The sequence below is a fragment of the Agriterribacter sp. genome (assembly GCF_035444585.1).
Lineage (GTDB): Bacteria > Bacteroidota > Bacteroidia > Chitinophagales > Chitinophagaceae > Agriterribacter.
The window spans coordinates 1-24,709 of sequence record NZ_DAOMOZ010000053.1; the positions used below are offsets into that span (position 1 = coordinate 1).

A 24,709-nucleotide genomic window follows, 5' to 3' on the forward strand; every position below is an offset into this window, starting at 1 on the left:
ATTGCAGCATGCTGCCAATAATTTCTCTCCGCCAGGGAATAATATTAAAGATATCGGCCGGTGGAAACGCTGTATGATGAAAGAATCCGATCTTCACATCCGGTCTCAGCTGCCTTAATAGCCCCGGAACCATCCACAGGTTATATTCATGGATCCATACCGTGGCGTTTTTATCGGCCTCTGCCGCCGCCCTTTCTGCAAATAAGCGGTTTACTTTTACATACTGTTCCCATTGGTCATGATTGAACCTCACCTTATCGGCGAATGAAAATATTACCGGCCAAAAGGCTTCCTTGGAAAATAACTTATAAAAAACCTCAATTTCTTTTTTGGTGAGCGGAATACTGGAAGCGATAAGGTTGGGATATTTACTTTCATCAATATACCTGTCGGCATGCCCTTCATTTTTGTTGCGTACTTCTTCCCATGCGATCCACGCCCCGGTGCGCCCGTTGCTGAAGAATCCCAATAAGGAGGGTATAATTCCATTAGGGCTTTTCGGCGACACTTTCTTTTCTGTCCCGTCTACTTCTTTCATTTCGTATGGAAGCCTGTGATACATTACCAGCAATTGCGTATCCCCCTGTGCATCTTCAGGTGTATTGTTCGTTTCCTTGTTAACATACCCGCTGAACTCGGGGAAATGCTTCATCGATTCCAGTATTCCCCCTGCGCCGTGCGAGGTTGCCTGCAACACATTGGGCATATCACTGGTATAATCCACCAGCGCCGGTTCCGCCGCTCCAACAACCACTCCTTTGTATTGTGTATCGTATAAAGACCGGTCGTTAAGTGTATCGCCGGCTACCAGTATATCTTTTGAATGAAAATGCATTAGTTTAACCAGTCGTTTGAGCGTAGACCCCTTATTGATATTTTTAGGAAGGATATCAAGGAACCTGCCGGCCGACAACAATACATCCAGCCCCATTTCATCAGCAATTCTTTTTACCGTATCAATGTCCGTACGTTCATCATAAAAAAAAGAGCAACGGCGCTGCTGTGATACCGGCTGCAAACGGAGTCCTTTTACTTTCCGCATTCTTCTTTGTATGAGAAGCGTACCCGGCCACTGGCTTTCAATTTCCGATTGTATGGGTTGAACCGGCTCCAGCGTTTGCCCGTTTAAAATGGTTGCTCCAACATCGCATATAATATAATCAGGATCGGGGATCACAGGATTATCAAGCAAAGGCATCACACTTTCAATACCACGCCCGGTAACGAACATCAGGCGTATTTTTTCCTGCTCCCGTATCAAACGATATAATTTCAAGCGGTCTGCCTGCCGGCCTCCTAAAAATGTTCCGTCAAGATCAGTTGCTAATAACATAAAAGAAATTTATTGCCCCTCACTTTAATGAAGAACTGTTAAAAATTATATAAAACACGATCTCCTGTTTTACAACAAGCGAAATGATCTGTTTTACAAGTGTTCTAATTATTTCCGCCCGGATAGTAGGCGAAGGCTAAGTTTTATCCAAAATATGCCAGCATCCTGTGGAATTAGGATGGTTTGGAACGGATATGCAGCGCAAAGATAAAAAAAATAAAACAGGGGCGCAAACCCAATGGCGGGGAGACCAGTCAATTGCCATACAAACATAATAAGGTTATATATGTTTTTATCTGATATACAACGTGTTATATAAATGGCCGGTATTTTTATTCCCATAATTATTGAAGTACGCCATGCATTCTCAACAATGCCATGCAGGTTATATCTTTGGCCCAAAGCGCAGTATGGAAAAATCGAATTTCGTTGACCAGATCAGAGTGTTTTGTCGCAGCGGGCATGGAGGCGCCGGCAGCAAGCATTTCATGCGCACGAAATACAATCCGCAGGCCGGTCCCGATGGCGGCGATGGCGGAAGAGGTGGGCATATCATACTCAAAGGCAATAAAAATTTATGGACCCTTTTGCATTTGCGGTATTTCAAAAATGTGCTGGCAGAAAACGGCGAAAGTGGCAGCGGCAACAATTGCACAGGCAAAGCCGGAAAGGATATCACAATAGAAGTGCCACTGGGTACTATAGCATTTGATGAAGAAACAAAGGAAAAGGAAGCCGAAATAATGGAAGACGGGCAGGAAGTGATCTGGATAAGAGGCGGCCGCGGCGGATTGGGTAATGCCAACTTTGCCACAGCCACCAACCAGGCCCCTGAATATGCCCAGCCGGGCGAACCCGGACAGGAAGCGTGGAAAGTGCTGGAATTGAAGGTGCTGGCTGATGTAGGCCTGGTGGGTTTTCCCAATGCAGGCAAATCCACTTTATTATCGGCCGTTACTGCCGCCAGGCCGAAGATCGCTGATTACGCTTTCACTACCATTAATCCTAATCTGGGCATGGTAGCATACCGCGACAACAAAAGCTTTTGCATAGCCGATCTTCCCGGCATCATTGAAGGTGCTGCAGAAGGCAAAGGCCTGGGACATCGTTTTCTCAGGCACATTGAACGCAATCCTGTACTGCTCTTCCTTATTCCTGCCGACAGCAAAGACCACCGCAAAGAATTTGATATACTGGTCAATGAGCTGGAACAATACAACCCGGAACTGCTGCACAAGGAATTTATCATTGCCATAAGCAAAAGCGACATGCTGGATGATGAATTAAAAACAGCCATCGGCAAAGAATTGCCTGCTGATATCCCGCACCTTTTCATTTCATCGGTTACGCACAAGGGAATGGTTGAGCTAAAGGACATGTTATGGCAGGTGTTAAATAAAAAAATGATCAGCAGATAGCAAATCAAAACAAAATGCTGTAATATTACTTCCGCAAAAGCAACCGATCACTATCTTATTATAAATCTACGATTGCCTGCCATTTTTGGCATTTACAGCGAAACCCGCGGGTTTCGCTTTTTTTGTTGGCCGCACCAAAATCCCTGCAAGCCGGAATAAATTATGCTCAGTAAAAAGGTCGGCTTTTCCTGCAGGGATTATAATTCCTATCCCTTAACTTTATAGCGCTGGTAATTAAGCAACCGGAGCGGACGGGTATTGATAATACGCTTATTATTTTTAAAATTCTGTATATGGCTTTACTACCCTGGCGCAAAGGCATTGTTACACGTATCAGGGAAGACGCCCCCCTTACCCGCAGGTACTGGATTGAATTGCAGGATACAGACAACTTTGATTTTATTCCCGGCCAATTCGTTACGCTCGACCTTCCCATTCATGAAAAGCCGGCTAAAAGATGGCGCAGTTATTCAATCGCTTCCTGGCCCGATGGCAGCAATGTGTTTGAGCTGGTAATTGTATTGCTGGAGGGCGGAGCGGGTACTACCTATATATTCAATGAAATAAAAGAGGGCTCCGAATTTATTTTGCGTGGCGCACTGGGTGTGTTTACGCTGCCACAGCCTATAGAAAAGGACCTGTTCCTGATCTGTACCGGAACAGGCATTGCACCTTTCCGCAGCATGGTCAATCACATCAACCTGCACAATGTTCCCCACCAGGATATTCACCTCATATTCGGCTGTCGTGAAAAATGCAATTTGCTCTATTACGAAGAGATGATTGAACTGGAACAAAAGCTTCCTCATTTTCATTATTACCCCACTTTATCGCGACATGAATGGGAAGGGAAAACCGGTTACGTGCATGCCATTTATGAAGAGCTTGCCCAAAATATTCCGCCTGCGCAATTTTTCCTTTGCGGCTGGAAGAATATGATTGATGAAGCCAAGCAAAGAATACTGGCTATGGGCTACGACCGCAAAGCCATTCACCAGGAATTGTATGGGTGAGGGGGGTGAGATTTGAAATTTGAGATTTAAGATTTGAAAGGGGTACGGTTGCGGGTTACAGAGTGCAGGTTACAAGTTACAGGTGTGTGCAACTTGAAACCTGTATCCTGCAACCAGACAACTTCATACCCGCCTTCCAGCCAATAGCCAAATAGTCTTATTTTTGCCGCATGTCAGCAACAATCAACATTAAGATCATCAACCAATCCGATAATCCCCTGCCTGTATATGCCACTCCGGGAGCATCCGGTATGGATATCCGCTCATTTCTTCCGGCGCCGGTTATTTTACAACCTCTGGAGCGTTCGTTGATCCCGACGGGTCTTTTTGTTGAGATACCCGAAGGATACGAGATACAGGTACGTCCCCGCAGCGGGTTGGCTGCCAGGCAGGGCATAACCTGTTTAAACACGCCGGGCACTATAGATTCTGACTACCGTGGTGAAATAAAAGTGATCCTCATTAATCTTTCCAATGAGCCGCAGATTGTTCAGCCCGGCGATCGGATCGCTCAAATGGTGGTTCAGCGGGTAGAACAGGCCCTGTGGGAGGCAACAGAAAAAATAAGCGTTACCTCCAGGAATGAAGGAGGATTCGGACATACAGGGAAAAATTAATCCAGCTAAAAAAGCGGTCATGCGGTTTATTATTATTACCATACTTTTCTTCATCGTTGTATTGTGCAGTTGCCGCAGCTCAAAAAAACTACAATCGGCTATTACTAAAAAAGATACCGTTGTTACTGTTCTTTTAAACCCCGCGGAAACCGATTCGGCCAGGCTGGTACATGAAACATTTGAAAAAATAAAAGCCAATCATATTGACTTCAATACTTTTTCTTCCAAAATAAAGGTGCAGTATAAAGACAATAAGCAAAGAAATTACGATTTCAATGCATTTGTGCGTATTCAAAAAGACAGCATCATATGGATATCTATAAACGCCGCATTTGGCATCGAAGCTTTCAGGGTTTTCATTACGCCCGATAGTGTAAAGGTGATGGATAAGTTAGACAAGAATGTGCAGTTCCGTTCTGTGGAATACATCAGGGAAATCATACAGCTACCGGTAGATTTTTATATCTTACAGGACCTGATAGTAGGCAATCCTGTATATTTAGACAGTACGCGTGTGCTTATGTATAAAGAAAGAGAAAACTCGGTTTCTTTATCTACCATGGGCAACTTTTTTAAGCATTTGCTTGCTTTACGAAAACATGATTTTGCCATATTGCACAGCAAACTGGATGATGCAGATGTGATACGCAGCCGCACTGCCGATTTCACTTATAATGATTATATTACAATCAACGGAAGACTGTTCTCGGCCAGCAGGAAAATTGCTGTTGCAGAAAAAACAAGACTGGATATAAGCCTTGAATACAAGCAGGTGCAATTTGATGGGCTGCTGACCTATCCGTTTAATATACCCCGGAACTACAGCACAAAATAATTTTAACAAAATTCAGTACAATCACATTCCTATACCATCGTTATTTGCAGTATCATCTCTTTTTTATATAAAACTTCAGGCATGCGCAAATTCTTTTTTTTACTGTTCGTATTACTTTGCGGGTTACAAATTTCATCCTGGTCGCAATCAAAAGATGAATTGGAAAGCCAGCGGAAACAGATACAGCAGGAAATTGAGGAATTGAGAAAATCGCAGAATACCATTCAAAAAAATAAAAAAGAAAGCCTGGGGCAACTGGCCCGTATACGCAACCTCATTAAAAAAAGGGATGCCGTTATAGAGACCATTAACAGGCAGGTACGAATGATCAACGATGATATTAACAAGAACAACAGGGAAATAGAGCGTTTAAAAAACGAGTTGGATACCCTTAAGGCTCAATATGCCAAAACCATCGAATATGCTTATAAAAACCGGAGCAGTTATGACATGCTCAATTTTATTTTTTCTGCTGTCAGCTTCAACGACGCCATCAAAAGGATCGCCTATCTGAAAGCATACCGCGAATACAGGGGTGAGCAGGTAGATAATATCCACCAAACCCAGTTGTTGTTGTCGCAGAAAAACCAGGCACTTGCCGAGAACAAAAACCTCAAAACACAAACGCTTGCTGTTCAGAGCCAGCAAATGCAGAAGCTGGAAGAGGAAAAGAAGCAGAAGGATGCCGTTGTTTCCAGGCTGAAGCTTAGGGAAAAAGAGCTGAACAAGCAGCTCACATCAAAAAGAAAATTAGAGACCAATATTAAAAATTCAATTGCTGCCATTATTAAGAGAGAAATAATGGAAGCAGAAAAAGCTGAGCGTGCAAGAAGAGAAGCTGCCGCTAAGGCCGCAGGTGGCAGTAAACCTGTTGCTGCTGCCGCAAGCACCAGCTCCCGTGCTGCAAACAAGCTTGAAAATACGCCCGAAGTAACCGCTGTTTCAGTAGGTTTTGAAAACAACCGGCGTAAACTCCCGTGGCCGGTAGGCAGAGGAGATATTACCGGTCCTTTCGGTAGGCATAAAATAGAAGGGACCCGGTTATATGAAGACAATATCGGGGTGTATATTCAAACGAATATCGGTGCGCCTGTAAAGGCGGTATATGAGGGTACCGTATCTTCTGTGCACAGTTTTGGCGCCGTATCTGCCGTAACCATACGGCATGGCAAATACCTTACTACTTATTACAATCTCACGGGTATAACGGTGAATAAAGATGAGGAAATAAAGCTCGGACAGGTACTTGGCAAAGCCGCCGAATCGGAAGATGAAGACGGTATAGGCAAGGTTCTTTTTGTTGTAACCGTGGTGGTTGGTAACAATCCGAAATACCTTAACCCCGAAGACTGGATAAAACCCAGATAAACAATGAATAGCATGTGACGAAATGAGCCGGTTTTCAAATTTTTCCTGGCTTGGTAGTATCCCGCCTCATTATTGACCTCTATACTGGCTATGTACAGGCCAAATAGAATGATCCTGCTGTTGGCTTTTGGTAGTATTTTTTTGATGTCTTCCTGTTCAAATAAAAAAATCAACAAGCCAATGCACTTTACTGAAATGCAGCTTACCCATGACAGCTACGGTCATTTTTTAAACTCAACCCAGGTTTTTTCTCCTGATGATGAATGGATCGTGTATGATACCCGCAATGATGATGGCGGTATTGGCGTAACGGGCAGCATCGAAATGGTAAACGCCAAAACAGGCGAAATAAGACCGCTGTACCGCACACAAAACCAAACACAATATGGCCCCGGCGTTGGCGCTGCTACTTTTTCACCGGTTGATCAGACGGTATTGTTCATTCACGGCATCCGCAATGCCAGCCAAAATAATCCCTACGGCTTTACCCGCAGAACAGGGGTGGCTATTCATACCGGTAAGCCTTTTGAGCCGGTATTCATGGATGCCCGCAATATTATACCGCCCTTTACGCCCGGCGCCTTACGGGGAGGGACACACGCGCATACGTGGAGCGGCGACGGGCAATGGATAAGCTTTACTTACAATGATTATGTAATGGAACAGTTGTCTAAAACTGATCCCGCGGTTAAGGATCTAAGGACCATTGCGGTAATGATGCCCAAAAAAGTAACCGTTCCGGGTGATGGCACAATGGAGAATAACAATGGCGAATATTTTTCGGCGGTGGTGGCAAAGGTTACGGAAAATCCCAAGCCGGGAAGTGATGAAATTGAGAAGGCATTCGACGAAGGCTGGATCGGAAAAAAGGGATACCAAAAGCCGGACGGGAGCTGGCAACACCGGGCCATTGCTTTCCAGGGAAATGTACGAGATGAAAAGAATGAACCCGTAGCGGAAGTATTTGTGGCCGACATACCGGATGACATAACCCGGCCTTCACCCGGTAGTCCTCTTGAAGGCACAGCCAGCACAAGGCCCAATATTCCGCAAGAAGTTTTACAAAGAAGGATCACCTATACTCAGCATGGCATCCAGGGTCCCCGGCATTGGCTGCGCACCACGTTTGATGGAACATTGATACTGTTTATGGCAAAAGATGCCAAAGGGATTGTGCAGGTTTTTGGCGTTTCGCCCAACGGCGGAGCCATCAGCCAGATCACATTTAACGACTTTTCTATCCGGGGTCCTGTCAATATAAGTCCCGATGATGCTTATGTTTCTTATATAGCCGACAATAGTGTATACGTCACCGGTATAAAAAACCACTTGTCCGAAAGACTTACTCCACGCCGTTCTGATGAAGATGCGCCATTCGGGGCGGCAATATGGTCGAACAACGGAGAGGCATTGGCTTTCAACCGCAGGGTAAAGAAAGGAGCGCAAAAATATATACAAATATTTTTGCTGAAGAAATAACATATTTACATAATACTCATTACATAATACTCAGCAACGTATACCTTTGCCATACCTTGCTGATTTTTCAGATAATCAGCATATCCTTCTTCAATTGGTCTCATCGTCCTCAATTAAACAGGGGATGCAACGCATCACCCCAATCATCGCTCAGACAGTTCAAAACAAATCGCAGATATTGACGTTATTTATAATATCGTCATGCATTTAGTTTAAAAAGTATATTGTTCAATAATCCTTCAATCTTAGCCATGAAATCCAGGCAATTGTTCTTTTATTGTGCAGCTACACTGTTAGCCTGCAGCAGTTGTACCCGTTACTATTACAAACCCAATGCTGTAAATGCACCTTTGTTTACGGATGGCGGGCAGGCGCACCTGAATGTAGCAGGCAGTATAGGCGGCAATAGCGGAGATGATGATTATGAGGGAACCCGGTATGTTTTTGACTTACAGGCTTCGGTTTCTCCTGTGAAGCACCTGGGCATTATAGCCAACTACAGCACTTACGGATATACGCCCGACAATCCTGATGCTGTTAACGGTAATGTGGATGGCAAAGCCCACCTGCTTGAGTTTGGCATAGGTGGATATTATGCCAAAGGCAATACATTTAAAATGGTTACCGACTGCTATGTGGGCTATGGAGCCGGCCAGATCAGGAGTGATGTTGACATGCGGATAAAACGTTTTTTTATACAACCCGGCATAGGCGTTCGCTCTCCCGCCTTTGACGCCGTATTTAATCTTCGTTTCGTTAACCTGAACTACGATAACTTTAATGCAAAAGGGAGGAGCAACGATTATCTCTTGCAGAAAGATCTTATCAACAACAGCGGTCGCCGTATTGATAATACTTCTTATGCGTTCGTGGAGCCCTCATTTACAATAAGAACAGGATATAAATTCATTAAAGCGCAGTTACAAATGGTATTTGCCCAGGAAATAACAAGCGTGCCCTGGCATTATAACCCCTCCCGGTATACAGTAGGGCTGTATTTTAGTTTAGAAGATGCTATCGCGGAAGCCATGAAAGGCCGGTAACTTACCTGTTCCAGGCAGGCTTACTTTTTATTATTTTTTTATAAACGAGGCAGTCGGCAGTATGTGCTCCGGGTAAATAACCTGTGCTGAGAAGGAACTCATTTACAATTTCACCCCCGGTGAATTTGAAGGTAGCTTTAAAGGTCTTCGTCCATTCCTCTTTGGTTTTAGGATGATGGTATTCGAGCCAGCTTTTGAATGAACCAAATTCCTTTTGAAGGCGAACAACGGCCTTGGCATTTTCTATAGCCGCATTTACTTTCAAACGGTTCCTGATGATACCTGCATCATTCAGCAACCGTTCTCTGTCTTTGTCTGTATATTTTGCGATACGCGCAATATTGAAATTGTGATAGGCTTTCCGGAATCCTTTTTCTTTTTTTAAGATGGTAGTCCAGCTCAAACCCGCCTGGTTGATCTCCAGTATCAGGCGGCAAAACAATTCATTGTCATCCTCAACAGGAAATCCATAGTGATTATTGTGATAATCCCTGTGCACATTTTCTTCCGCAGCGCTTAATCCGTTTACATAGCTGCAATAGCTCATGGCCGGGCTGGAGTTTATGGTTTGTCGTTTTTTGTTTGTCGTTGTATTCTCCGGATTTCAAGCTTAAGGCTTCGGATTTCGAATTACCGTCTTCGGATTTGCCTCTGACCGCGGTCTGACCCTCCCCTGTCGGGTGCTGACCGCTTCCGTTTCCACCCGCCTGTTCAGTCGGGCAGGCATTCTCAAACATTCACCGTATCGTATACCACTACTTTCTTCCAGAGGTGTTTGCATTCGTCCACAAATTTTAAATGAATGGGGTCGGTCTGGTAACTATCATGGTCTGCTTTATTGTCAAACAGCAGCAGCCACGAAACGGAATACGACCGGTCTATCACATCGCGGTTGGTATCGGCGGGCCTGCCAATATAAAAGGTTTTAATGGTTTTAACGGCAGAGAGTTTTTTCAATCCTGCTACCAGTTGTTCAAAATCTTCTTTGCTTTCGGGGTTATTCAGCCAGAAATAAACATGGTGAATAAAAGTACTGTTATCACTCATAGCTTGTGTATTTACAATAGTGCCTGCCGTTATTACAGCGGCGAAGGCTGTTTTAGTGGTTTGATGAACAAACTTACGACGTGAAACTTTATGCATCGGTAAATTTATGAAAAGCTCACTTCATTTCTTTCAGCCAGTCTTTTATACCCCTGCATATTTTTTTGGCCACAGCATTCCGGAACCGGGGATCCAGTATCTTTTTTTCATCATCTGTATTGCTTAAAAAAGCCACTTCAACAAGGCAATTGGGATAATCTGTCGGACCGTTCAGTGAAAAATTAAAGCCGCCTACATTACCTGCTTCCATTAAGGGAAGTTCCAGCATACGCTGAAGTATGGATTGAGACAGGCTTCTGAAACCGATATAACGGTAATAGGTACTCGTTCCTTTTATAAGCGCATTGCCCGAAGAGTTGAGGTGAATGCTTATCAGCAGATCGGGATTTTCGGCGCGCAGCATTTCCGTCCGTTCCACCATGCTGAGGGTGGTATCCTTTTCTCTTGTCATAAACGTTGTTGCCCCTTTCCGTTTCAACAATTTGTTTAAAGCATGTGAAATTTTAAGTGTATACTCTTTTTCCAGAATTTTACTGGTTACACCGGTAGCGCCGATATTTGTACCTCCGTGGCCTGCATCAACAGCAATTTTAAGCTTCCGGATCTTCAGATCTCCGGGCTGCCGTTTTACACGTATCACCAGCTTTTGCCCGGTACTGTCGTATCCGATATGATAACCCCAGTGCTGCGGATGCGTTAATTCTATATAAACCCGCATCACATCGTCATCTGTTTGTTCATACCAAATGTTTTTGATCTCTTTTACCGACCTGAACTGCGATATCCAGTTCGTATTGGAAGTGGCGCCGAAAATATCCACTGCGATACGGGAAGGACCGGTTTGCTGTATACTGCGATAGGGCAATCTTTCATCAAGGCCAATGGCAACATAATCGAACAGGTCATCTCCGTATACCCGCCAGCTTGAAGTAAGATGATAGGGCACAGGCACTTTGCAGGACAGCCATTGCGTATTTATTTTAGGTATATATGCAAAATGATTTTGGGAGAGCTGTACTTTATAATCGGTGCTCACAGAGTCTACTACCCGCATTACCACGCCCGAATCGAGGTAGGTCATTTTTGCACCGCCCAGGCGGTCTTCACCCAATCCGTATTTTAAAAAAGGGAGCTTGCCAACAGTTTGCACCATCATAGCTTTTGTGGTATCCTGTGCGCTAACAAAAAGGGGCAAACAGAGCAGGAAATGTAAAAGCGCTTTTTTCATCGCCTGAAGATAAATCAAACCCTATATAAAAAGAAAACCCCACGGCAGGCAGTGTGGGGTTTCTCAAATCCGTTATGTTATCACATGCACGGAATAAAGTAAGCACATCTTTACAGATCGTAATCGGCAGGCTTTCGCTGCAAGGCTTTTCTTTTTTATAAGAAATGATAACTATTACCAGTTGAAAAACAGCGGGCATACGGGTTTACACGATAAATGATTTAGCTTATGATAACAAAAAGCGCAGGATTCGGGATCTGAGATTGATGCAGGTTACGGGGTTGCAGGTTACAGGTTTCAGGGGATTTCAAATTTGAGATCCGAGGCTCTGGATTTGAATTGGATCTTATTTGTTTCTTATGATTTGTCTTTTGGCGCTTTGCGTTTAAAGGCGATCTGACCCTCCTGTGTCGGGTACCGACCGCATCTTCGGATTTCGAAATTCTGGCTTCGGGCTTCTGCAATTGTTATTTGCTTTTTGGTTCTTGTTATTTTGCTTTTTCAAGCATCAATCATTTTTCAATGATCACTTCTGTGCCAATGGGCAGCATATCATACAGTTCATCCATATCGCTGTACCGTACAGAGATACAACCTTCTGTCCAGTTAATGTATTTGTCAATCACCCATTCTTCATTGGGGCGTGTGCCGTGAATACCTATTCCGCCGCCTATGGAAGCCTTTTTAGGTATTGCACCCGACGCTTTGCGCATTTTAAACTTCTCATAGCTTTCTTTGGTGGGGTAATCCAGCATCAAAAATTTACCCCACTTCCCATGGATCTTTTTACCTACGATCCTGAAATGACCTTCGGGTGTGAGCCTGTCGCCTTCCATACGTTTGTCGCCCTGGTTTTTATTACCAAAAACCACGGGGTAGGTGCCATACCAGCCCTCTTCATCGAAAAGGGTCATTTCGTAAGCGCTCTTTTTTATTACCAAACGATAAGCAGAACTGACAGGTCTGTCGGGCGTTCTTTTTTTATCCTTAATTGAAGAAGTATCCGGAACTGCAGAAGGTAAACCGGCTAAAGCAGATCTATTGTTTTTAATGCCCTGAAAACCAAAACACATTCCAATTGTGCAAAATGAAAAAAGGATCCGGACGGGACTATTCATATAATCAACAATTAAGCATTTGAAAAAACGAGTGCAGTGTTTAAATATTTCCACTTGCTCATTTCTTTGACTTTTGGTATACCCGCAAATTAAAAGCCGTTAATTGTTATTCTTTTTTTAATAAATACTGATTTGCACCCCAACCTGCTATACAAGCTGTTAAATTAGAAAATGCTGCGTGCATGTTTATATTGTTTAAAAAGGAAAAATTTTGACACATTGTATGTATCCCAAAAATATTACAGTCCCGCTTTGAGTTCCAGTAAAAATCTTTTGAGCTTTTCCAAACGTTGTATGAGCTCGAAGTTTTGCTGGGCTTTCGATTTGTTTTTTTTCAGGTAATCCTTTGCGCCTTCGATGGTATATTTTCTTTGGCGCAACAGGTGATGAATAAGAGAAAGGTTCTTGATATCTTCCGGACGGAAATGCCTGTCGCCCTTACGGTTTTTCCGTGGTTTTAAAATATCAAATTCTGTTTCCCAATAACGCAATAAAGAAGTATTGAGTCCAAACATTTCGGCCACTTCACCAATGCTGTAATATTGTTTCCTGAAAAGCAGTTCATCATCGGGTATGCTGATCATAGCGGATTCAGCGTCCATTTCCCTGATTGATTTCCGCCCCCGTTTACCTTTTTTTGCAGCTTTTGCACTTGTTTTTTTATTGTTTTCCGGAACATTTTCTCCTGCAACGGGTTGCGTTTCCTTATCCTTGTGGGTCGCCGGTTCTGTTTCAGCAGCAACAGGCGGGTTCTGCTTATCAGCATTTGCAGCAGGGAGAGGCTTTTTTCCCTTCTCTCCTGCATTTGATCCGAACAAATCCAATTGCTTAAACATACTGCTAAATTAACGGTATGCAGAAAAAATGATGCCGGGAATTATCAACATTTAATCAAAGCTCTGATTACCGGAGGCGGCCATCTTAACGATCCGGTCAAATTGTTCGGGGGTAAGATCATTGTAAAAGAAATAAATAGGGTCAATATGCCGCTTGTTTTTTCGTACTTCATAATGCAAATGCGGCCCGGTAGATTTGCCGGTGCTGCCCACCCAGCCTATCAGTTCGCCACGTTTTACCTTTTGTCCTACTTTGGCTTTAATGCGGTACTGGTGGCCGTATAAGGTTTCATAACCATAGCCATGATTGATAATAATATGGTTACCATACCCGTTGCCCGTATTTCCGGCCAGCCGCACCACGCCGTCTGCCGTAGCATAAATAGGCGTTCCCTGCGGTGCGGCAAAATCAAGCCCGGCATGCATCTTTACGGTTTTATATACGGGATCTATCCGGTAACCGAAGCCCGAAGCGATCCGGCTCAGATCCTTATTGCTCACCGGTTGAATAGCCGGTGTTGCGGCCAGCATCTTTTCCTTATTCCTGATCATCGCCTCAATTTCTTCGTAAGATTTTTTCTGAAAAGCGATCCTGTTCATCATCCTGTCCAGCGTAGCAGCAATGGAATAAGCCAGTTCGTTATCTTCCATGCTTTCCGCCAACTGCACTTCCTGCTGCTTTTCCAGGCTTTTTGCCCTGGCGCTGTCGGGTATAGGATTGGCTTCAAATATTTCACGGTATACGTGGTTGTCCCTTTTTTCCAGTTCAGCCATCTGTTGCTGCATGGTCCTTACCCTTGCATTCAACAAACGGTAATCTTCCTTTATACGGTTGTTTTCCTGCCGCATTATCATTTCCTTGGGGGAATCTATTACCTGGAAGGCTATTACTACAATAATTAAAGCGGTTACTATGGCGCCGGCCAAAAAGCCCAGTATACGCAGGAGCTTCACCCGCAGGGGCGTAACCAGTTTTTCGTAACGGAGTGAGTTGGTATTGTAGTAATACTTTATCTTTTTCATGTAGCACCTATCTGCCGCCGGCTTTATTGAGCATATAAAATCCAGCTATAATTTAACTACCTTCGCACCCGGTTTTTACGGGGTAAAAGCAAATATAAAATTTAAACGTCCAAACGCCACAAAAAATATAACGGTGTAATGATGACTTCAGTACAAATACGGCAGGCTTTCCTTGATTTTTTTCAATCCAAACAACACCACATTGTACCATCTGCACCTATTGTAGTTAAGAACGATCCTACGCTTTTATTTACCAACGCAGGGATGAACCAGTTTAAAGACTATTTTCTTGGAAATAAAAAAGCGCCTTACCAAAGGGTAGCCGACACGCAGAAATGCTTACGGGTTAGCGGAAAGCACAACGATCTGGAGGAGGTTGGAGTGGATACTTACCACCATACCATGTTTGAAATGCTGGGCAACTGGAGCTTTGGCGACCCGTTGCGCCCCGAAGGCGGGTATTTTAAGCAGGAAGCCATTGCCTGGAGCTGGGAGTTGTTAACATCCATATATAATATCCCCAAAGAGCGCTTATATGTAACCATTTTTGAAGGAGATGAAAAAGAAGGTATGCCGGCAGATGAAGAAGCATACAACGAGTGGAAGAAAGTAATAGCCGAAGATCGTATACTGAAAGGAAAGAAAAAAGACAATTTCTGGGAAATGGGCGACACCGGGCCCTGTGGTCCCTGCACAGAGATACACGTGGATTGCCGCAGCGAAGAAGAAAGGAAAATAACGGACGGGAAAACACTGGTGAACAATGATCATCCGCAGGTAATAGAAATATGGAATAATGTATTCATACAGTTCAACCGCTTAAAGAACGGCAAGCTTGAACCGCTTCCGGCCCGCCATGTAGACACCGGGATGGGGTTTGAAAGACTGGTGCGGGTACTGCAGGGAAAAAATTCCAATTACGATACCGATATTTTTACGGGAACCATTGCCGCTATAGAAAAAATAACAGCACAAAAATACGATTTCAGCGATAGCAGGCAGGCTGTGGCATTCCGGGTGCTTGCAGATCATATAAGAGCCATAAGCTTCACCATCGCCGACGGGCAACTGCCCTCCAGCACCGGCGCAGGATATGTGATCAGGAGAATATTGCGAAGAGCGGTAAGGTACTATTATTCCTATCTTAATTACAGGCAACCCCTGCTGCACCAGTTGGTGATGGACACGGCCCTGCAGTTCAAATATGTTTTCCCGGAATTGTATGAGCAGGCAGAGTTTGTTATAAAAGTAGTGCGGGAAGAAGAAGATGCATTTTTAAGAACCCTGGAAAAAGGATTGAAACGTATTGATGATATTATCGGAGCTGCGCACGACAGCAGAGCCATTTCCGGCAGGGATGCTTTTGAATTATATGATACTTATGGATTCCCATTTGATCTGACCCGGCTGATCGCAGATGAAAATAAGTTAACCGTGGATCAGACCGGTTTTGAGAAGGAAATGCAGGAGCAAAAAAACAGGAGCCGGGCCGCAACCGCTATCGATACTGAAGACTGGATCGAAATAAATAAGACCGGCAAATTTTCTTTTGTTGGCTACAACGATCTGCTCGTAGAAACACGCGTAATTAAATACAGGAAAGTTAAAGCTAAAGCGAAAGAACAATACCAGTTGGTACTGGAAACCACACCTTTTTATGCCGAAAGCGGCGGGCAGGTGGGCGATACAGGCACACTTCAGTTTGGCGATGAAAAGATCGCTGTTACCGATACCAAAAAAGAAAATAACCTCATCATTCATTTTACCGGAAAGCTGCCTTCCGATATTGCACTCCCGGTCGTTGCTTCGGTAAATTTCGAGAACAGGCTGTGCACCATGTACAACCATACCGCTACGCATTTGCTTCATGCCGCGCTGCAGCAGGTATTGGGCCGGCATGTTGCTCAAAAGGGTTCATTGGTTTCGCCGGGCGAATTGCGTTTTGATTTTTCACATTTTGCAAAAGTCACGGAAGAAGAGATCCGGAAAGCAGAGCTGCTGGTAAATGAAAAGATCCGCCGGAATATTCCTGTGGTCATTAAAGAAATGCCGAAAGAAGAGGCGCTGCAAATGGGTGCGATGGCTTTGTTCGGAGAAAAATACGGCGATATTGTGCGGGTGGTGATCATTGACCCGGACTACTCTGTGGAACTGTGCGGCGGCACGCATGTGAGCAATACGGGCATGATCGGCTTATTTGCTATTGTATCTGAGTCGGCTGTAGCCGCAGGCGTAAGGCGCGTGGAAGCGCTTACCGGCCCGGCGGCTATACAATACAGCTTCGATAAAATAAGTGAGTACAAGCACATCAGTGAATTGCTGAAAGCAAAGGATCCGCTGAAAGCGATAGAAAAACTGATAGAAGACAAAAATGCGCTTCAAAAAAAGGTTGAAAGCCTCGAAGCAAGGCAACTGGTGCAGATCAGGAACGAGCTGCTGCAAAAAGATGAAACAATAAACGGGGTAACTTTTATCGGCGACATTGTGCAGGTAAGCCATGCAGATGCGTTAAAAAAAATATGCTTTGACGTAAAAAATAACCTTCGCGATTATGTAATGGTACTTTGCGCCAATATCAACGGCAAGCCCTTTGTGGCCATCGGGATGTCGGATGTGGTTGCTGCAGCAAAGCAACTGGATGCTGCTAAGATCATTAAAGAACATATAGCACCGTTGATCAAAGGTGGCGGGGGCGGTCAAAAAACACTGGCCACAGCAGGCGGGCAGGATGCATCGCAATTGCCGCTGGTCATTGCTAAGGTAAAATCACTTCTGTGAAGCAATAGGGAGCATCTATTACAGTTTGTGGAATTTTTTCCTTAGATTAGATAAAGCCGGGCTGTCGTGTAAAATAGCTGTATATAAAAGATGCTATTTGCCGGCAGCCGTTGCACCAACACTAAAAGCGTTACCAGCAGCCGTTTTAAAGGGTTATAATGTCGGCATGGAGTTAAATACGGCGTTCAGCGGATTTAACATGCTTTTTTATGGTGCAATTCTTGCAACTTTGTAAAAAAAATAAAGATATGGCTAAAGTAAACATCGGGATCACCGAAAAGAACAGGCAGGCAGTTGCCGCCAGTCTGAATCAGATTCTTGCTGATGAGCATATATTGTACAACAAAACCCGCAGTTACCACTGGAATGTAGAAGGACCCAGTTTTATGGAGCTGCATAAGCTTTACGAAGAACAATATACTGCTTTGGCTGAGATCATTGATGAAATAGCAGAACGCATACGTACGGTTGGGCACTACGCGGAAGGGAGGCTGAAAGAATTATTGAAGCTGGCTACGTTGAGTGAGCCCCAGGTACCTATCCGTTTTGAAAAGCAAATACCCAATTTAGATGCAGATCATGAAACGATCATCATTAACCTGCGCAAACAGATCACGGAATTTGACGAAAAGTATAAAGATATCGGCAGCAGCGATTTTTTAACCGGCCTGCTTAAGCAACATGAAAAAATGGCCTGGATGCTGAGGTCTTATGTAGGGTAGATCGTCTCTGTTGATTTGAAAAGGGGGCAGAACGGGTCATACCGGCTGCTTCCTTTTTTTATAGCCGCTCCCGAATGCCGGCTAAAAAGTAATACTTGCCACGAACCAACCGCGGAGAAAACAAACCTGAAGATCAGGACTTTGTGGCTTAGCGTCTTAGTGGCATAACTTTATGCTGAACCTTTTTAGTTAGTCCCGCTGTGGGTCTTTTGTCTCTCCTGAAAGCTGAAATGCGCCGTATAAAACTTGTTCATTAATAAATGCCGTAAAAAGAATAATTTCATTTCTTGTTGCCTGCCTGATGCAGGCATGACATTGTTCCCGTGTAAATCAAATTATTCATTCAAAATTCCTTTACGCGATGCGCCTGACCATGCTTCCAGCAGCTTTTTTGTTTTTTGCAGTTTATATTGCCGGTTGTTCAACACCGCCTGATCAGGCAGCCACACCAAAAATTGACAGGGAATATGTTCTTGATGCAAAAATGACCGGGTATACAGGGGTGGGCGGCGATATAGAAGGAATAAGAAATCCTGTATTGCGTGCAAAAAAGGGCGAGCGGGTCATGATCAGGATCGTTAACGGGGAGGTGATGTCGCATGATATTGTATTTGAAAAGGCAGGAGCCAAAAGCATGCCTGTAGTAGACAAGGGCGATACCGCCAGCATAGTGGTGGAGGCAAATGAGGACGACACCTACTTTTGCAGCATCCCGGGGCACAGGCAGGTGATGCAGGGGCGGTTTGAAATAGTAACAACATTTGATGCTGCAGTGGTGGATGAGGGTGTATCACCCCGTAAAAACGGCAGGCCCCTGAACCTGGGCTTTGAAAGAGGAAGCCTGCAGGACTGGAAAGCGACCGGCAACGCCTTTAAACCCGGAGTGGCTTTTGATGCCGCGCCGCTATATCCCGATTCGTTCCGGCTTAAACAGGGTGGGGATTATTATGTGAGCAGTGGCGGCACTTCCAATTACCAGGCAACAGGTACCCTTACTTCCGAAACCTTTGAGGTAACGCATCCCTGGGCTTCTTTTAAAGTATCGGGCGGAGCACTGGAAGGAGTAAGAGTAGAACTGTTGCTCGCCGATTCTTCCCTGCCTTTTTTCAAAATTTCAGGAAGCATTACAGACGATCATATAAAAAATCCGCGGCAGGCTGCTTTCCGGCCTGTGGTGGTTGACCTTAAGCCATATGCAGGCAGGAAGATGTATATCCGGCTGGTGGATGAGGAAAACGGGAAAGTTCCCGAGATCCATTATATCCGCGATAATGTGTGGGCACAGATCGCCTTTGATGATTTTCGCTTTCACAGGGAACGTCCGCAGTTTAACAATGAATTGCGCCCCGAAGATATCGTGATCCTGCCGGCAAGGGATATTGTTAAATATGCGGGGCTATCCGGAACGGAGGCCGCTAAGGTGATGACAGTACCGGAAGGCTTCAGGGTACAACTGGCCGCCGCGGAACCGGATATTGTTAAACCTATCGCCTTCACTACAGACGACCGGGGCCGCCTGTGGGTGGTGGAAGCCCAAACCTATCCCGTTCGGGCCGAAGAAGGAAAAGGCAGGGACCGGATCCTGATCTTCGAGGATACGGATGGCAATGGCACCCTCGACAGCCGGAAAGTGTTTACGGAAGGGCTTAACCTTGTAAGCGGTATTGAGCTGGGATTCGGAGGTGTATATATAGGCGCCGCACCGTATTTATTGTTTATCCCGATTGATGGAACGGGAGACAGGCCGGCAGGGAAACCCGAAATACTGTTAGACGGATGGGGTTATGAAGACACGCATGAAACACTGAATACCTTACGCTGGGGGCCGGACGGGTGGCTGTATGGCACCCACGGTGTATTTACGCATTCCAATGTGGGGAAGCCCGGCGCTCCCGATGCCGAACGCCAACGCCTGAACGCCGGTGTATGGCGCTATCATCCTGTTCGCCATGAATTTGAAGTATTCGCCCATGGCACAAGCAACCCGTGGGGACTGGCCTTCAATGATTACGGTCATGCCTTTGTTACTACCTGCGTTATTCCGCATTTGTATCATATGATACAGGGTGGGAGGTATCACCGGCAGGGTGGGAAGCATTTCAACCCCTATACCTATGATGATATTAAAACCATTGCCGATCATGTGCACTGGGTGGGCAACAGCGGGCCACATGCCGGTAATTTCCGGTCGGCTGCAGCAGGCGGCGGACATGCCCATGCCGGGGCGATGTTTTACCTCGGGAACAAAAGCTGGGGCCGCAACAGGAATGCCATCATGATGAACAACCTGCACGGGCACCGGGTGAATACAGACGTGCTGCTGCGCGCTGGTTCAGGATATACGGCAAGCCATGGTGAGGATTTTATACTGAGGAACGATTCCTGGTCGCTCTGGCTCAATTTTGAGATCGCGCCCGGCGGATCGGTATTTGTAATAGACTGGTACGATAAGAACCAGTGCCATAACCCCAACCCCGATGTGCACAATAAAACGCTGGGGCGGATATTCAAGATCTCGCACAAGGATGATAAATGGGATCCTGCAGACCTGTCAAAGAAAACCAACCTCGAGCTGGTACAAATGCAGCTTAACGACAATGAATGGTATGTAACGCATGCACGCCGCCTGCTGCAGGAAAGAAAGGCCGGCAGCGATGTACACGAAGCTTTATGGAAGATATTAAATGAAAACCCCGATGTTACACGGCAGTTAAGAGCGCTATGGGCATTGCATGTAACAAAGGGGATCAGCGAGCAGCAACTGCTGGGCCTGCTGGACAATGAAAACGAGTATATCCGCTCCTGGGCCATACAGTTGCTGGCTGAAGAGAAAAAAGTTTCTGCCGGTGCACAGCAGCGTTTTGCCACTTTAGCCCGGAATGACAGCTCCGCACTGGTGCGCCTTTATATTGCCTCGGCCCTTCAAAGGATGGAGTTGGATCAGCGATGGGACATTATTAAAAATCTTTGTACCAAAAAGGAAGATAATACAGATGCAAATATACCGCTGATGGTATGGTATGCATTTGAACCGCTGGTAGCAGCAGATCCCGCGAGGGCCATGGACCTGGCAAAGGATGCCCAACTGCTCAATATTTCCGGCTATGCCACACAACGTTCAAATGAAGCCAGGCAACAAAACTGAAAATGAAGCATATGAAAAAAACGCTGCTGATCCCGGTGATATTCCTGGCCGCCACCGCAACGGCGCAAACCTCATTCCAAAAGCTATACCCCGTAAGCTTTTCAGGCGTAGCCATTACGGACGCTTTCTGGAAGCCGAAAATGGAAACGGTAGCTACTGCCACTATTGATGCATGTGTAAACTACACGCAGGACAAAACCGGGCGCATCCGCAATTTTGAGAAAGCAGCCAAACGAACCGGCAGGCATGAGGGCATTTATTACGATGATTCTGATGTATATAAGGCCATCGAAGCCATTGCCTATTCCCTGAAAAACTATCCCGATGCCGGGCTGGAAAAAAATACGGATGAATGGATTGACAAAATTGCTGCGGCACAGTTGCCGGATGGCTATCTGAATACCTATTATATTCTTACCGATATCAATAAGCGCTGGACAGATATGGAAAAACATGAGGACTACTGCGCAGGGCATCTTATTGAAGCGGGCATCGCTTATTACAACACAACCGGCAAAAGTAAGCTGCTGCATACAGCCATCCGGCTTGCAGATCACATTGATTCTGTTTTCCGCCGGCAAAACCGTCCGTGGGTAAGCGGTCACCAGGAAATAGAGTTAGCGCTGATGAAGCTGTATCATCATACCCAAAATAAAAAATACCTTGAATTATCCAACTGGTTCCTGGAACAACGCGGGCATGGCAATGGCAGAGGCGTGATATGGGACCGGTGGAAAGACCCGGATTATTGCCAGGACGGCCTGCCGGTAAAGAAGCAACGAAAAATAACCGGACATGCCGTAAGAGCCATGTATCTGTATACCGGCGCTGCCGATGTGGCTGCCGTTACTCATGATGCGGGGTATATCATTGCTATGGATTCCATCTGGCAGGACGTGGTATTCCGCCATATGTATATAACCGGTGGTATCGGTGCACAGGGAAGCAATGAAGGATTTGGTAAGCCTTATGAGCTGCCTAATGCCACTGCTTATTGCGAAACCTGTGCTTCTGTGGGCATGGTGTTCTGGAACCAGCGCATGAACATGCTTTCGGGAAATGCAAAATACATTGATGTGCTGGAAAGAAGTTTGTATAATGGCGCCTTAGACGGCTTATCACTATCGGGTGATCGCTTTTTTTATGGTAATCCGCTCGCATCTTCCGGTGATCATAGTCGTAGTGAATGGTTCGGGACAGCCTGCTGTCCTTCCAACATTGCCAGGCTGGTAAGCTCATTGGGCAATTATATATACGGAACTTCAAATGATGCCGTATGGGTGAACTTATTTGCCGGCAGCCATACAACGGTACAGCTCAACAAGATCAGGGTAAATATTGCTATGGAAACCGGTTATCCCTGGAAGGGAGAGGTAAAGCTGCAGGTATCCCCGGCCAAAAAACACAACTTTGAGCTGCGCATAAGGATCCCCGGCTGGCTGTCGGAACCTGTTCCCGGCGACCTGTACAGGTATGCCACCCCGGAAAAAGAAGTTCCGGTAATACAAGTGAACGGGAACCCGGTTCAATATGGTGTGGAAAGTGGCTATGCGGTTATAAAACGGGTTTGGAAAAAAGGCGACATCGTTACGATGAGCCTGCCTATGAAAGTAAGAAGAGTTGTAAGCAACCCCGCCATTAAGCAAAATAAGGACAGGGTAGCGCTTCAATACGGGCCCCTGGTATATTGCGTGGAAGGTACTTCTGTTGACGAATTTGATGCAGCAGGAGTGATCGTTCCTGAAAGCACAGCATTTGAAATATCGTATGAGCCTTCTTTACTGGGCGGTGTAAATGTCTTGCGCTTTGAAGCCCCGGTAGTAGCAATAGGGAAAGACGGCTTATCGGTATCTACGGTTAAAAAGAAGGTTACCGCCATTCCTTATTTTAGCTGGAACAACAGGGGCGCCAACGATATGCAGGTATGGCTGCCATCCGCTGTCCGGCACATAAGCATAAACGAGTAGCTTGTTTCATACAGCGGGATGAGCAATCCGAGGGTTATGTATGCCATGAGCGAAGACAGGGTCTTTCCTTCAATATTCTTACGCAGGCACCCCAGGACCCGGGCGCTGGTTCCCGCCTTAACCGTTATTTTTGTATTGTCGTATTTTGGAATTGCGGTTGCTGTAATCATCAGCAAACCGGGAGCCGCCGTTACCGGTGTATGTCTTTTGCTGCTGCTGGCTGCGATCTATTTTATTTTTTATTATAAAAAGAAACAATAAGGCATATGGATCTTTCCTACATCATTAATGAACTGGGTGAAGAGCGGGAGCATTACTTTAATGCTGTTGCCCCGCCTATTATACAAACCAGCAATTTCACTTTCAGGAAAGTGGATGATATGCGCAAACTGTTCCGGGACGAATACAGCGGCTATATTTACAGCAGGGGGCTGAACCCCACGGTTGATATTCTCCGGAAAAAATTAGCGGCGCTTGATGAAGCCGAAGACTGCCTGGTGTTCAACAGCGGGGCATCAGCCATATTTACATCGGTGTTGTCCAATGTAAAAGCCGGCGATCATATTGTTTCTGTTGAAAAGCCTTATTCATGGACGCAGTACATGTTTAATGTGATCCTGCCGCGCTTTGGGGTAACAACTACTTATGTAGACGGCACACAAATAGAAAACTTTGAAAGAGCCATCCTGCCCAACACATCTGTCATTTACCTTGAATCGCCTAACTCATGGAGCTTTGCACTGCAGGATCTGGCTGCTGTTGCGGAACTTGCCAAAGCGGAAGGCATTATTACCATCTGCGACAACAGCTATTGCACACCGTTATATCAAAAGCCGTTAGCCCTTGGCATTGATATCGCCCTGCAATCGGCAACAAAATACATAGGCGGTCACAGCGATGTGGTGGCGGGTATACTAACCGGCAGCCATGAGATGATGGCCAGGATCTTTAACAATGAATACCTCACCGCAGGAACCGGCATCTCACCTTTTAATGCCTGGCTGCTCATAAGGGGGTTAAGAACACTGCCCCTGCGACTGCAAAGAGTAACCGAAAATACACAGAAGGTATTGTCTTATTTGAAAGCGCACCCCAGGGTGGAGTCGGTATTGTTCCCGCACGATGAAAGCTTTCCACAGTATGGTTTAGCAAAGCAGCAAATGAAAGCCGCCTGTGGTCTTATATCATTTTACCTGAGGGTGGAAAAGATTGAAGAGATCGTGAAATTTTGTGAAAGCCTTAAGCATGTACTTATGGCCGTTAGCTGGGGCGGCTATGAATCACTGATCATACCCGGCTGTGCTTCGGTGGCGCCTGAAGCATATGATGTAAATAAAAAATCCCAAAGGATGCTGAGGCTGTATGTAGGACAGGAGGAGCCTGATTATATTATCAGGGATATAGACCAGGCTCTAAATAATACATGAAGGGTTTTGCCAAATCTTTTTTTAGTTGAATATTTGTAGTCTGAACAAAAATCCGGCATAACTCAGGACAGGTTACCTGCCATGCTATATTATAAATTTGTTTCATGAGAAAATTACTATCCTGTTGGATTGTGCTAACGATCCTACTGGCTAACCAGATTGTCAATGCACAAACCAATGAAAAATGGGATTTGCGGCGGTGCGTGGAATATGCGCTTACCAATAATGTTTCTGTAAGGCAGGCTGATATCCAGG

General features: G+C 45.4%; 20 protein-coding genes. 13 read left to right on the top strand and 7 right to left on the bottom strand.

Annotation, left to right across the window (positions count from 1 at the left end; all coding sequences use genetic code 11):
* On the bottom strand, positions 1-1,333 hold a 1,333-nt coding region (locus PLH26_RS07915), incomplete at its 3' end, for an HAD-IIB family hydrolase (RefSeq protein ID WP_324585469.1).
* Between the two features lie 410 nt (positions 1,334-1,743).
* Here PLH26_RS07915 and obgE point away from each other — a divergent pair.
* From obgE to PLH26_RS07950, 7 genes are all read left to right on the top strand, one after another.
* Positions 1,744-2,751, top strand: a complete 1,008-nt coding sequence (obgE, locus tag PLH26_RS07920; protein WP_324585470.1) for a GTPase ObgE — start codon at positions 1,744-1,746, stop codon at positions 2,749-2,751.
* Between the two features lie 293 nt (positions 2,752-3,044).
* The gene (locus PLH26_RS07925; RefSeq protein ID WP_324585471.1) at positions 3,045-3,764 is read left to right on the top strand and encodes a ferredoxin--NADP reductase; all 720 of its coding nucleotides are present in this window, start codon (positions 3,045-3,047) and stop codon (positions 3,762-3,764) included.
* Between the two features lie 170 nt (positions 3,765-3,934).
* The gene (gene dut / locus PLH26_RS07930) at positions 3,935-4,381 is read left to right on the top strand and encodes a dUTP diphosphatase (protein WP_324585472.1); all 447 of its coding nucleotides are present in this window, start codon (positions 3,935-3,937) and stop codon (positions 4,379-4,381) included.
* 19 nt (positions 4,382-4,400) lie between these two features.
* The gene (gene lolB1 / locus PLH26_RS07935; protein ID WP_324585473.1) at positions 4,401-5,216 is read left to right on the top strand and encodes a lipoprotein insertase outer membrane protein LolB1; all 816 of its coding nucleotides are present in this window, start codon (positions 4,401-4,403) and stop codon (positions 5,214-5,216) included.
* Between the two features lie 81 nt (positions 5,217-5,297).
* Positions 5,298-6,584 carry a murein hydrolase activator EnvC family protein gene (locus tag PLH26_RS07940; protein WP_324585474.1) on the top strand — a complete coding sequence of 429 codons (1,287 nt, stop codon included), beginning with the start codon at positions 5,298-5,300 and terminating at the stop codon, positions 6,582-6,584.
* 180 nt (positions 6,585-6,764) lie between these two features.
* Positions 6,765-8,063: a DUF3748 domain-containing protein gene (locus PLH26_RS07945; protein ID WP_324585475.1), complete on the top strand. Its 1,299-nt coding sequence runs from the start codon at positions 6,765-6,767 to the stop codon at positions 8,061-8,063.
* A gap of 251 nt (positions 8,064-8,314) precedes the next feature.
* Entirely contained in the window at positions 8,315-9,106 is a 792-nt protein-coding gene (locus PLH26_RS07950) for a hypothetical protein (protein WP_324585476.1), read from the top strand.
* A gap of 1 nt (position 9,107) precedes the next feature.
* Here the strand turns inward: PLH26_RS07950 and PLH26_RS07955 are convergent, their stop codons facing one another.
* The 6 genes from PLH26_RS07955 to PLH26_RS07980 all read right to left on the bottom strand — a co-directional run bounded on the left by PLH26_RS07955 (position 9,108) and on the right by PLH26_RS07980 (position 14,415).
* Positions 9,108-9,653, bottom strand: a complete 546-nt coding sequence (locus PLH26_RS07955) for a DNA-3-methyladenine glycosylase I (protein ID WP_324585477.1) — start codon at positions 9,651-9,653, stop codon at positions 9,108-9,110.
* A gap of 182 nt (positions 9,654-9,835) precedes the next feature.
* The gene (locus PLH26_RS07960; RefSeq protein ID WP_324585478.1) at positions 9,836-10,249 is read right to left on the bottom strand and encodes a Dabb family protein; all 414 of its coding nucleotides are present in this window, start codon (positions 10,247-10,249) and stop codon (positions 9,836-9,838) included.
* Positions 10,250-10,268: 19 nt separating this feature from the next.
* Positions 10,269-11,438: an N-acetylmuramoyl-L-alanine amidase gene (locus PLH26_RS07965; RefSeq protein WP_324585479.1), complete on the bottom strand. Its 1,170-nt coding sequence runs from the start codon at positions 11,436-11,438 to the stop codon at positions 10,269-10,271.
* Positions 11,439-11,950: 512 nt separating this feature from the next.
* On the bottom strand, positions 11,951-12,511 hold the full coding sequence (locus PLH26_RS07970) for a L,D-transpeptidase family protein (protein WP_324585480.1): 561 nt from the start codon (positions 12,509-12,511) through the stop codon (positions 11,951-11,953).
* Positions 12,512-12,795: 284 nt separating this feature from the next.
* Positions 12,796-13,392: a MerR family transcriptional regulator gene (locus PLH26_RS07975; protein ID WP_324585481.1), complete on the bottom strand. Its 597-nt coding sequence runs from the start codon at positions 13,390-13,392 to the stop codon at positions 12,796-12,798.
* A 51-nt stretch (positions 13,393-13,443) separates the two neighbouring features.
* Positions 13,444-14,415 carry a M23 family metallopeptidase gene (locus PLH26_RS07980; protein WP_324585482.1) on the bottom strand — a complete coding sequence of 324 codons (972 nt, stop codon included), beginning with the start codon at positions 14,413-14,415 and terminating at the stop codon, positions 13,444-13,446.
* A gap of 138 nt (positions 14,416-14,553) precedes the next feature.
* On the opposite strand from PLH26_RS07980, the gene alaS reads away from it, so the two are divergent.
* The 6 genes from alaS (at position 14,554) to PLH26_RS08010 (ending at position 24,454) form a co-directional block, all read left to right on the top strand.
* The gene (alaS, locus tag PLH26_RS07985; RefSeq protein WP_324585483.1) at positions 14,554-17,193 is read left to right on the top strand and encodes an alanine--tRNA ligase; all 2,640 of its coding nucleotides are present in this window, start codon (positions 14,554-14,556) and stop codon (positions 17,191-17,193) included.
* Positions 17,194-17,441: 248 nt separating this feature from the next.
* On the top strand, positions 17,442-17,915 hold the full coding sequence (locus PLH26_RS07990) for a Dps family protein (RefSeq protein WP_324585484.1): 474 nt from the start codon (positions 17,442-17,444) through the stop codon (positions 17,913-17,915).
* A gap of 361 nt (positions 17,916-18,276) precedes the next feature.
* Positions 18,277-21,060 (top strand): PVC-type heme-binding CxxCH protein, encoded by a 2,784-nt coding sequence (locus tag PLH26_RS07995; RefSeq protein WP_324585485.1) that lies wholly within the window; start codon positions 18,277-18,279, stop codon positions 21,058-21,060.
* Between the two features lie 11 nt (positions 21,061-21,071).
* Positions 21,072-23,027 carry a glycoside hydrolase family 127 protein gene (locus tag PLH26_RS08000; protein WP_324585486.1) on the top strand — a complete coding sequence of 652 codons (1,956 nt, stop codon included), beginning with the start codon at positions 21,072-21,074 and terminating at the stop codon, positions 23,025-23,027.
* A gap of 18 nt (positions 23,028-23,045) precedes the next feature.
* Complete coding sequence (locus PLH26_RS08005) at positions 23,046-23,288, top strand: hypothetical protein (RefSeq protein WP_324585487.1); 243 nt, start codon at positions 23,046-23,048, stop codon at positions 23,286-23,288.
* Between the two features lie 5 nt (positions 23,289-23,293).
* The gene (locus PLH26_RS08010; RefSeq protein ID WP_324585488.1) at positions 23,294-24,454 is read left to right on the top strand and encodes a trans-sulfuration enzyme family protein; all 1,161 of its coding nucleotides are present in this window, start codon (positions 23,294-23,296) and stop codon (positions 24,452-24,454) included.
* The last annotated feature ends 255 nt before the right edge of the window (positions 24,455-24,709 follow it).

Coding starts and splice junctions, on each gene's coding strand:
- obgE (WP_324585470.1), top strand. CDS start 1,744: ATGGAAAAATCGAATTTCGTTGACCAGATCAGAGTGTTTTGTCGCAGC.
- PLH26_RS07925 (WP_324585471.1), top strand. CDS start 3,045: ATGGCTTTACTACCCTGGCGCAAAGGCATTGTTACACGTATCAGGGAA.
- dut (WP_324585472.1), top strand. CDS start 3,935: ATGTCAGCAACAATCAACATTAAGATCATCAACCAATCCGATAATCCC.
- lolB1 (WP_324585473.1), top strand. CDS start 4,401: ATGCGGTTTATTATTATTACCATACTTTTCTTCATCGTTGTATTGTGC.
- PLH26_RS07940 (WP_324585474.1), top strand. CDS start 5,298: ATGCGCAAATTCTTTTTTTTACTGTTCGTATTACTTTGCGGGTTACAA.
- PLH26_RS07945 (WP_324585475.1), top strand. CDS start 6,765: ATGCACTTTACTGAAATGCAGCTTACCCATGACAGCTACGGTCATTTT.
- PLH26_RS07950 (WP_324585476.1), top strand. CDS start 8,315: ATGAAATCCAGGCAATTGTTCTTTTATTGTGCAGCTACACTGTTAGCC.
- PLH26_RS07955 (WP_324585477.1), bottom strand. CDS start 9,653: ATGAGCTATTGCAGCTATGTAAACGGATTAAGCGCTGCGGAAGAAAAT.
- PLH26_RS07960 (WP_324585478.1), bottom strand. CDS start 10,249: ATGCATAAAGTTTCACGTCGTAAGTTTGTTCATCAAACCACTAAAACA.
- PLH26_RS07965 (WP_324585479.1), bottom strand. CDS start 11,438: ATGAAAAAAGCGCTTTTACATTTCCTGCTCTGTTTGCCCCTTTTTGTT.
- PLH26_RS07970 (WP_324585480.1), bottom strand. CDS start 12,511: ATGTGTTTTGGTTTTCAGGGCATTAAAAACAATAGATCTGCTTTAGCC.
- PLH26_RS07975 (WP_324585481.1), bottom strand. CDS start 13,392: ATGTTTAAGCAATTGGATTTGTTCGGATCAAATGCAGGAGAGAAGGGA.
- PLH26_RS07980 (WP_324585482.1), bottom strand. CDS start 14,415: ATGAAAAAGATAAAGTATTACTACAATACCAACTCACTCCGTTACGAA.
- alaS (WP_324585483.1), top strand. CDS start 14,554: ATGATGACTTCAGTACAAATACGGCAGGCTTTCCTTGATTTTTTTCAA.
- PLH26_RS07990 (WP_324585484.1), top strand. CDS start 17,442: ATGGCTAAAGTAAACATCGGGATCACCGAAAAGAACAGGCAGGCAGTT.
- PLH26_RS07995 (WP_324585485.1), top strand. CDS start 18,277: ATGCGCCTGACCATGCTTCCAGCAGCTTTTTTGTTTTTTGCAGTTTAT.
- PLH26_RS08000 (WP_324585486.1), top strand. CDS start 21,072: ATGAAAAAAACGCTGCTGATCCCGGTGATATTCCTGGCCGCCACCGCA.
- PLH26_RS08005 (WP_324585487.1), top strand. CDS start 23,046: ATGAGCAATCCGAGGGTTATGTATGCCATGAGCGAAGACAGGGTCTTT.
- PLH26_RS08010 (WP_324585488.1), top strand. CDS start 23,294: ATGGATCTTTCCTACATCATTAATGAACTGGGTGAAGAGCGGGAGCAT.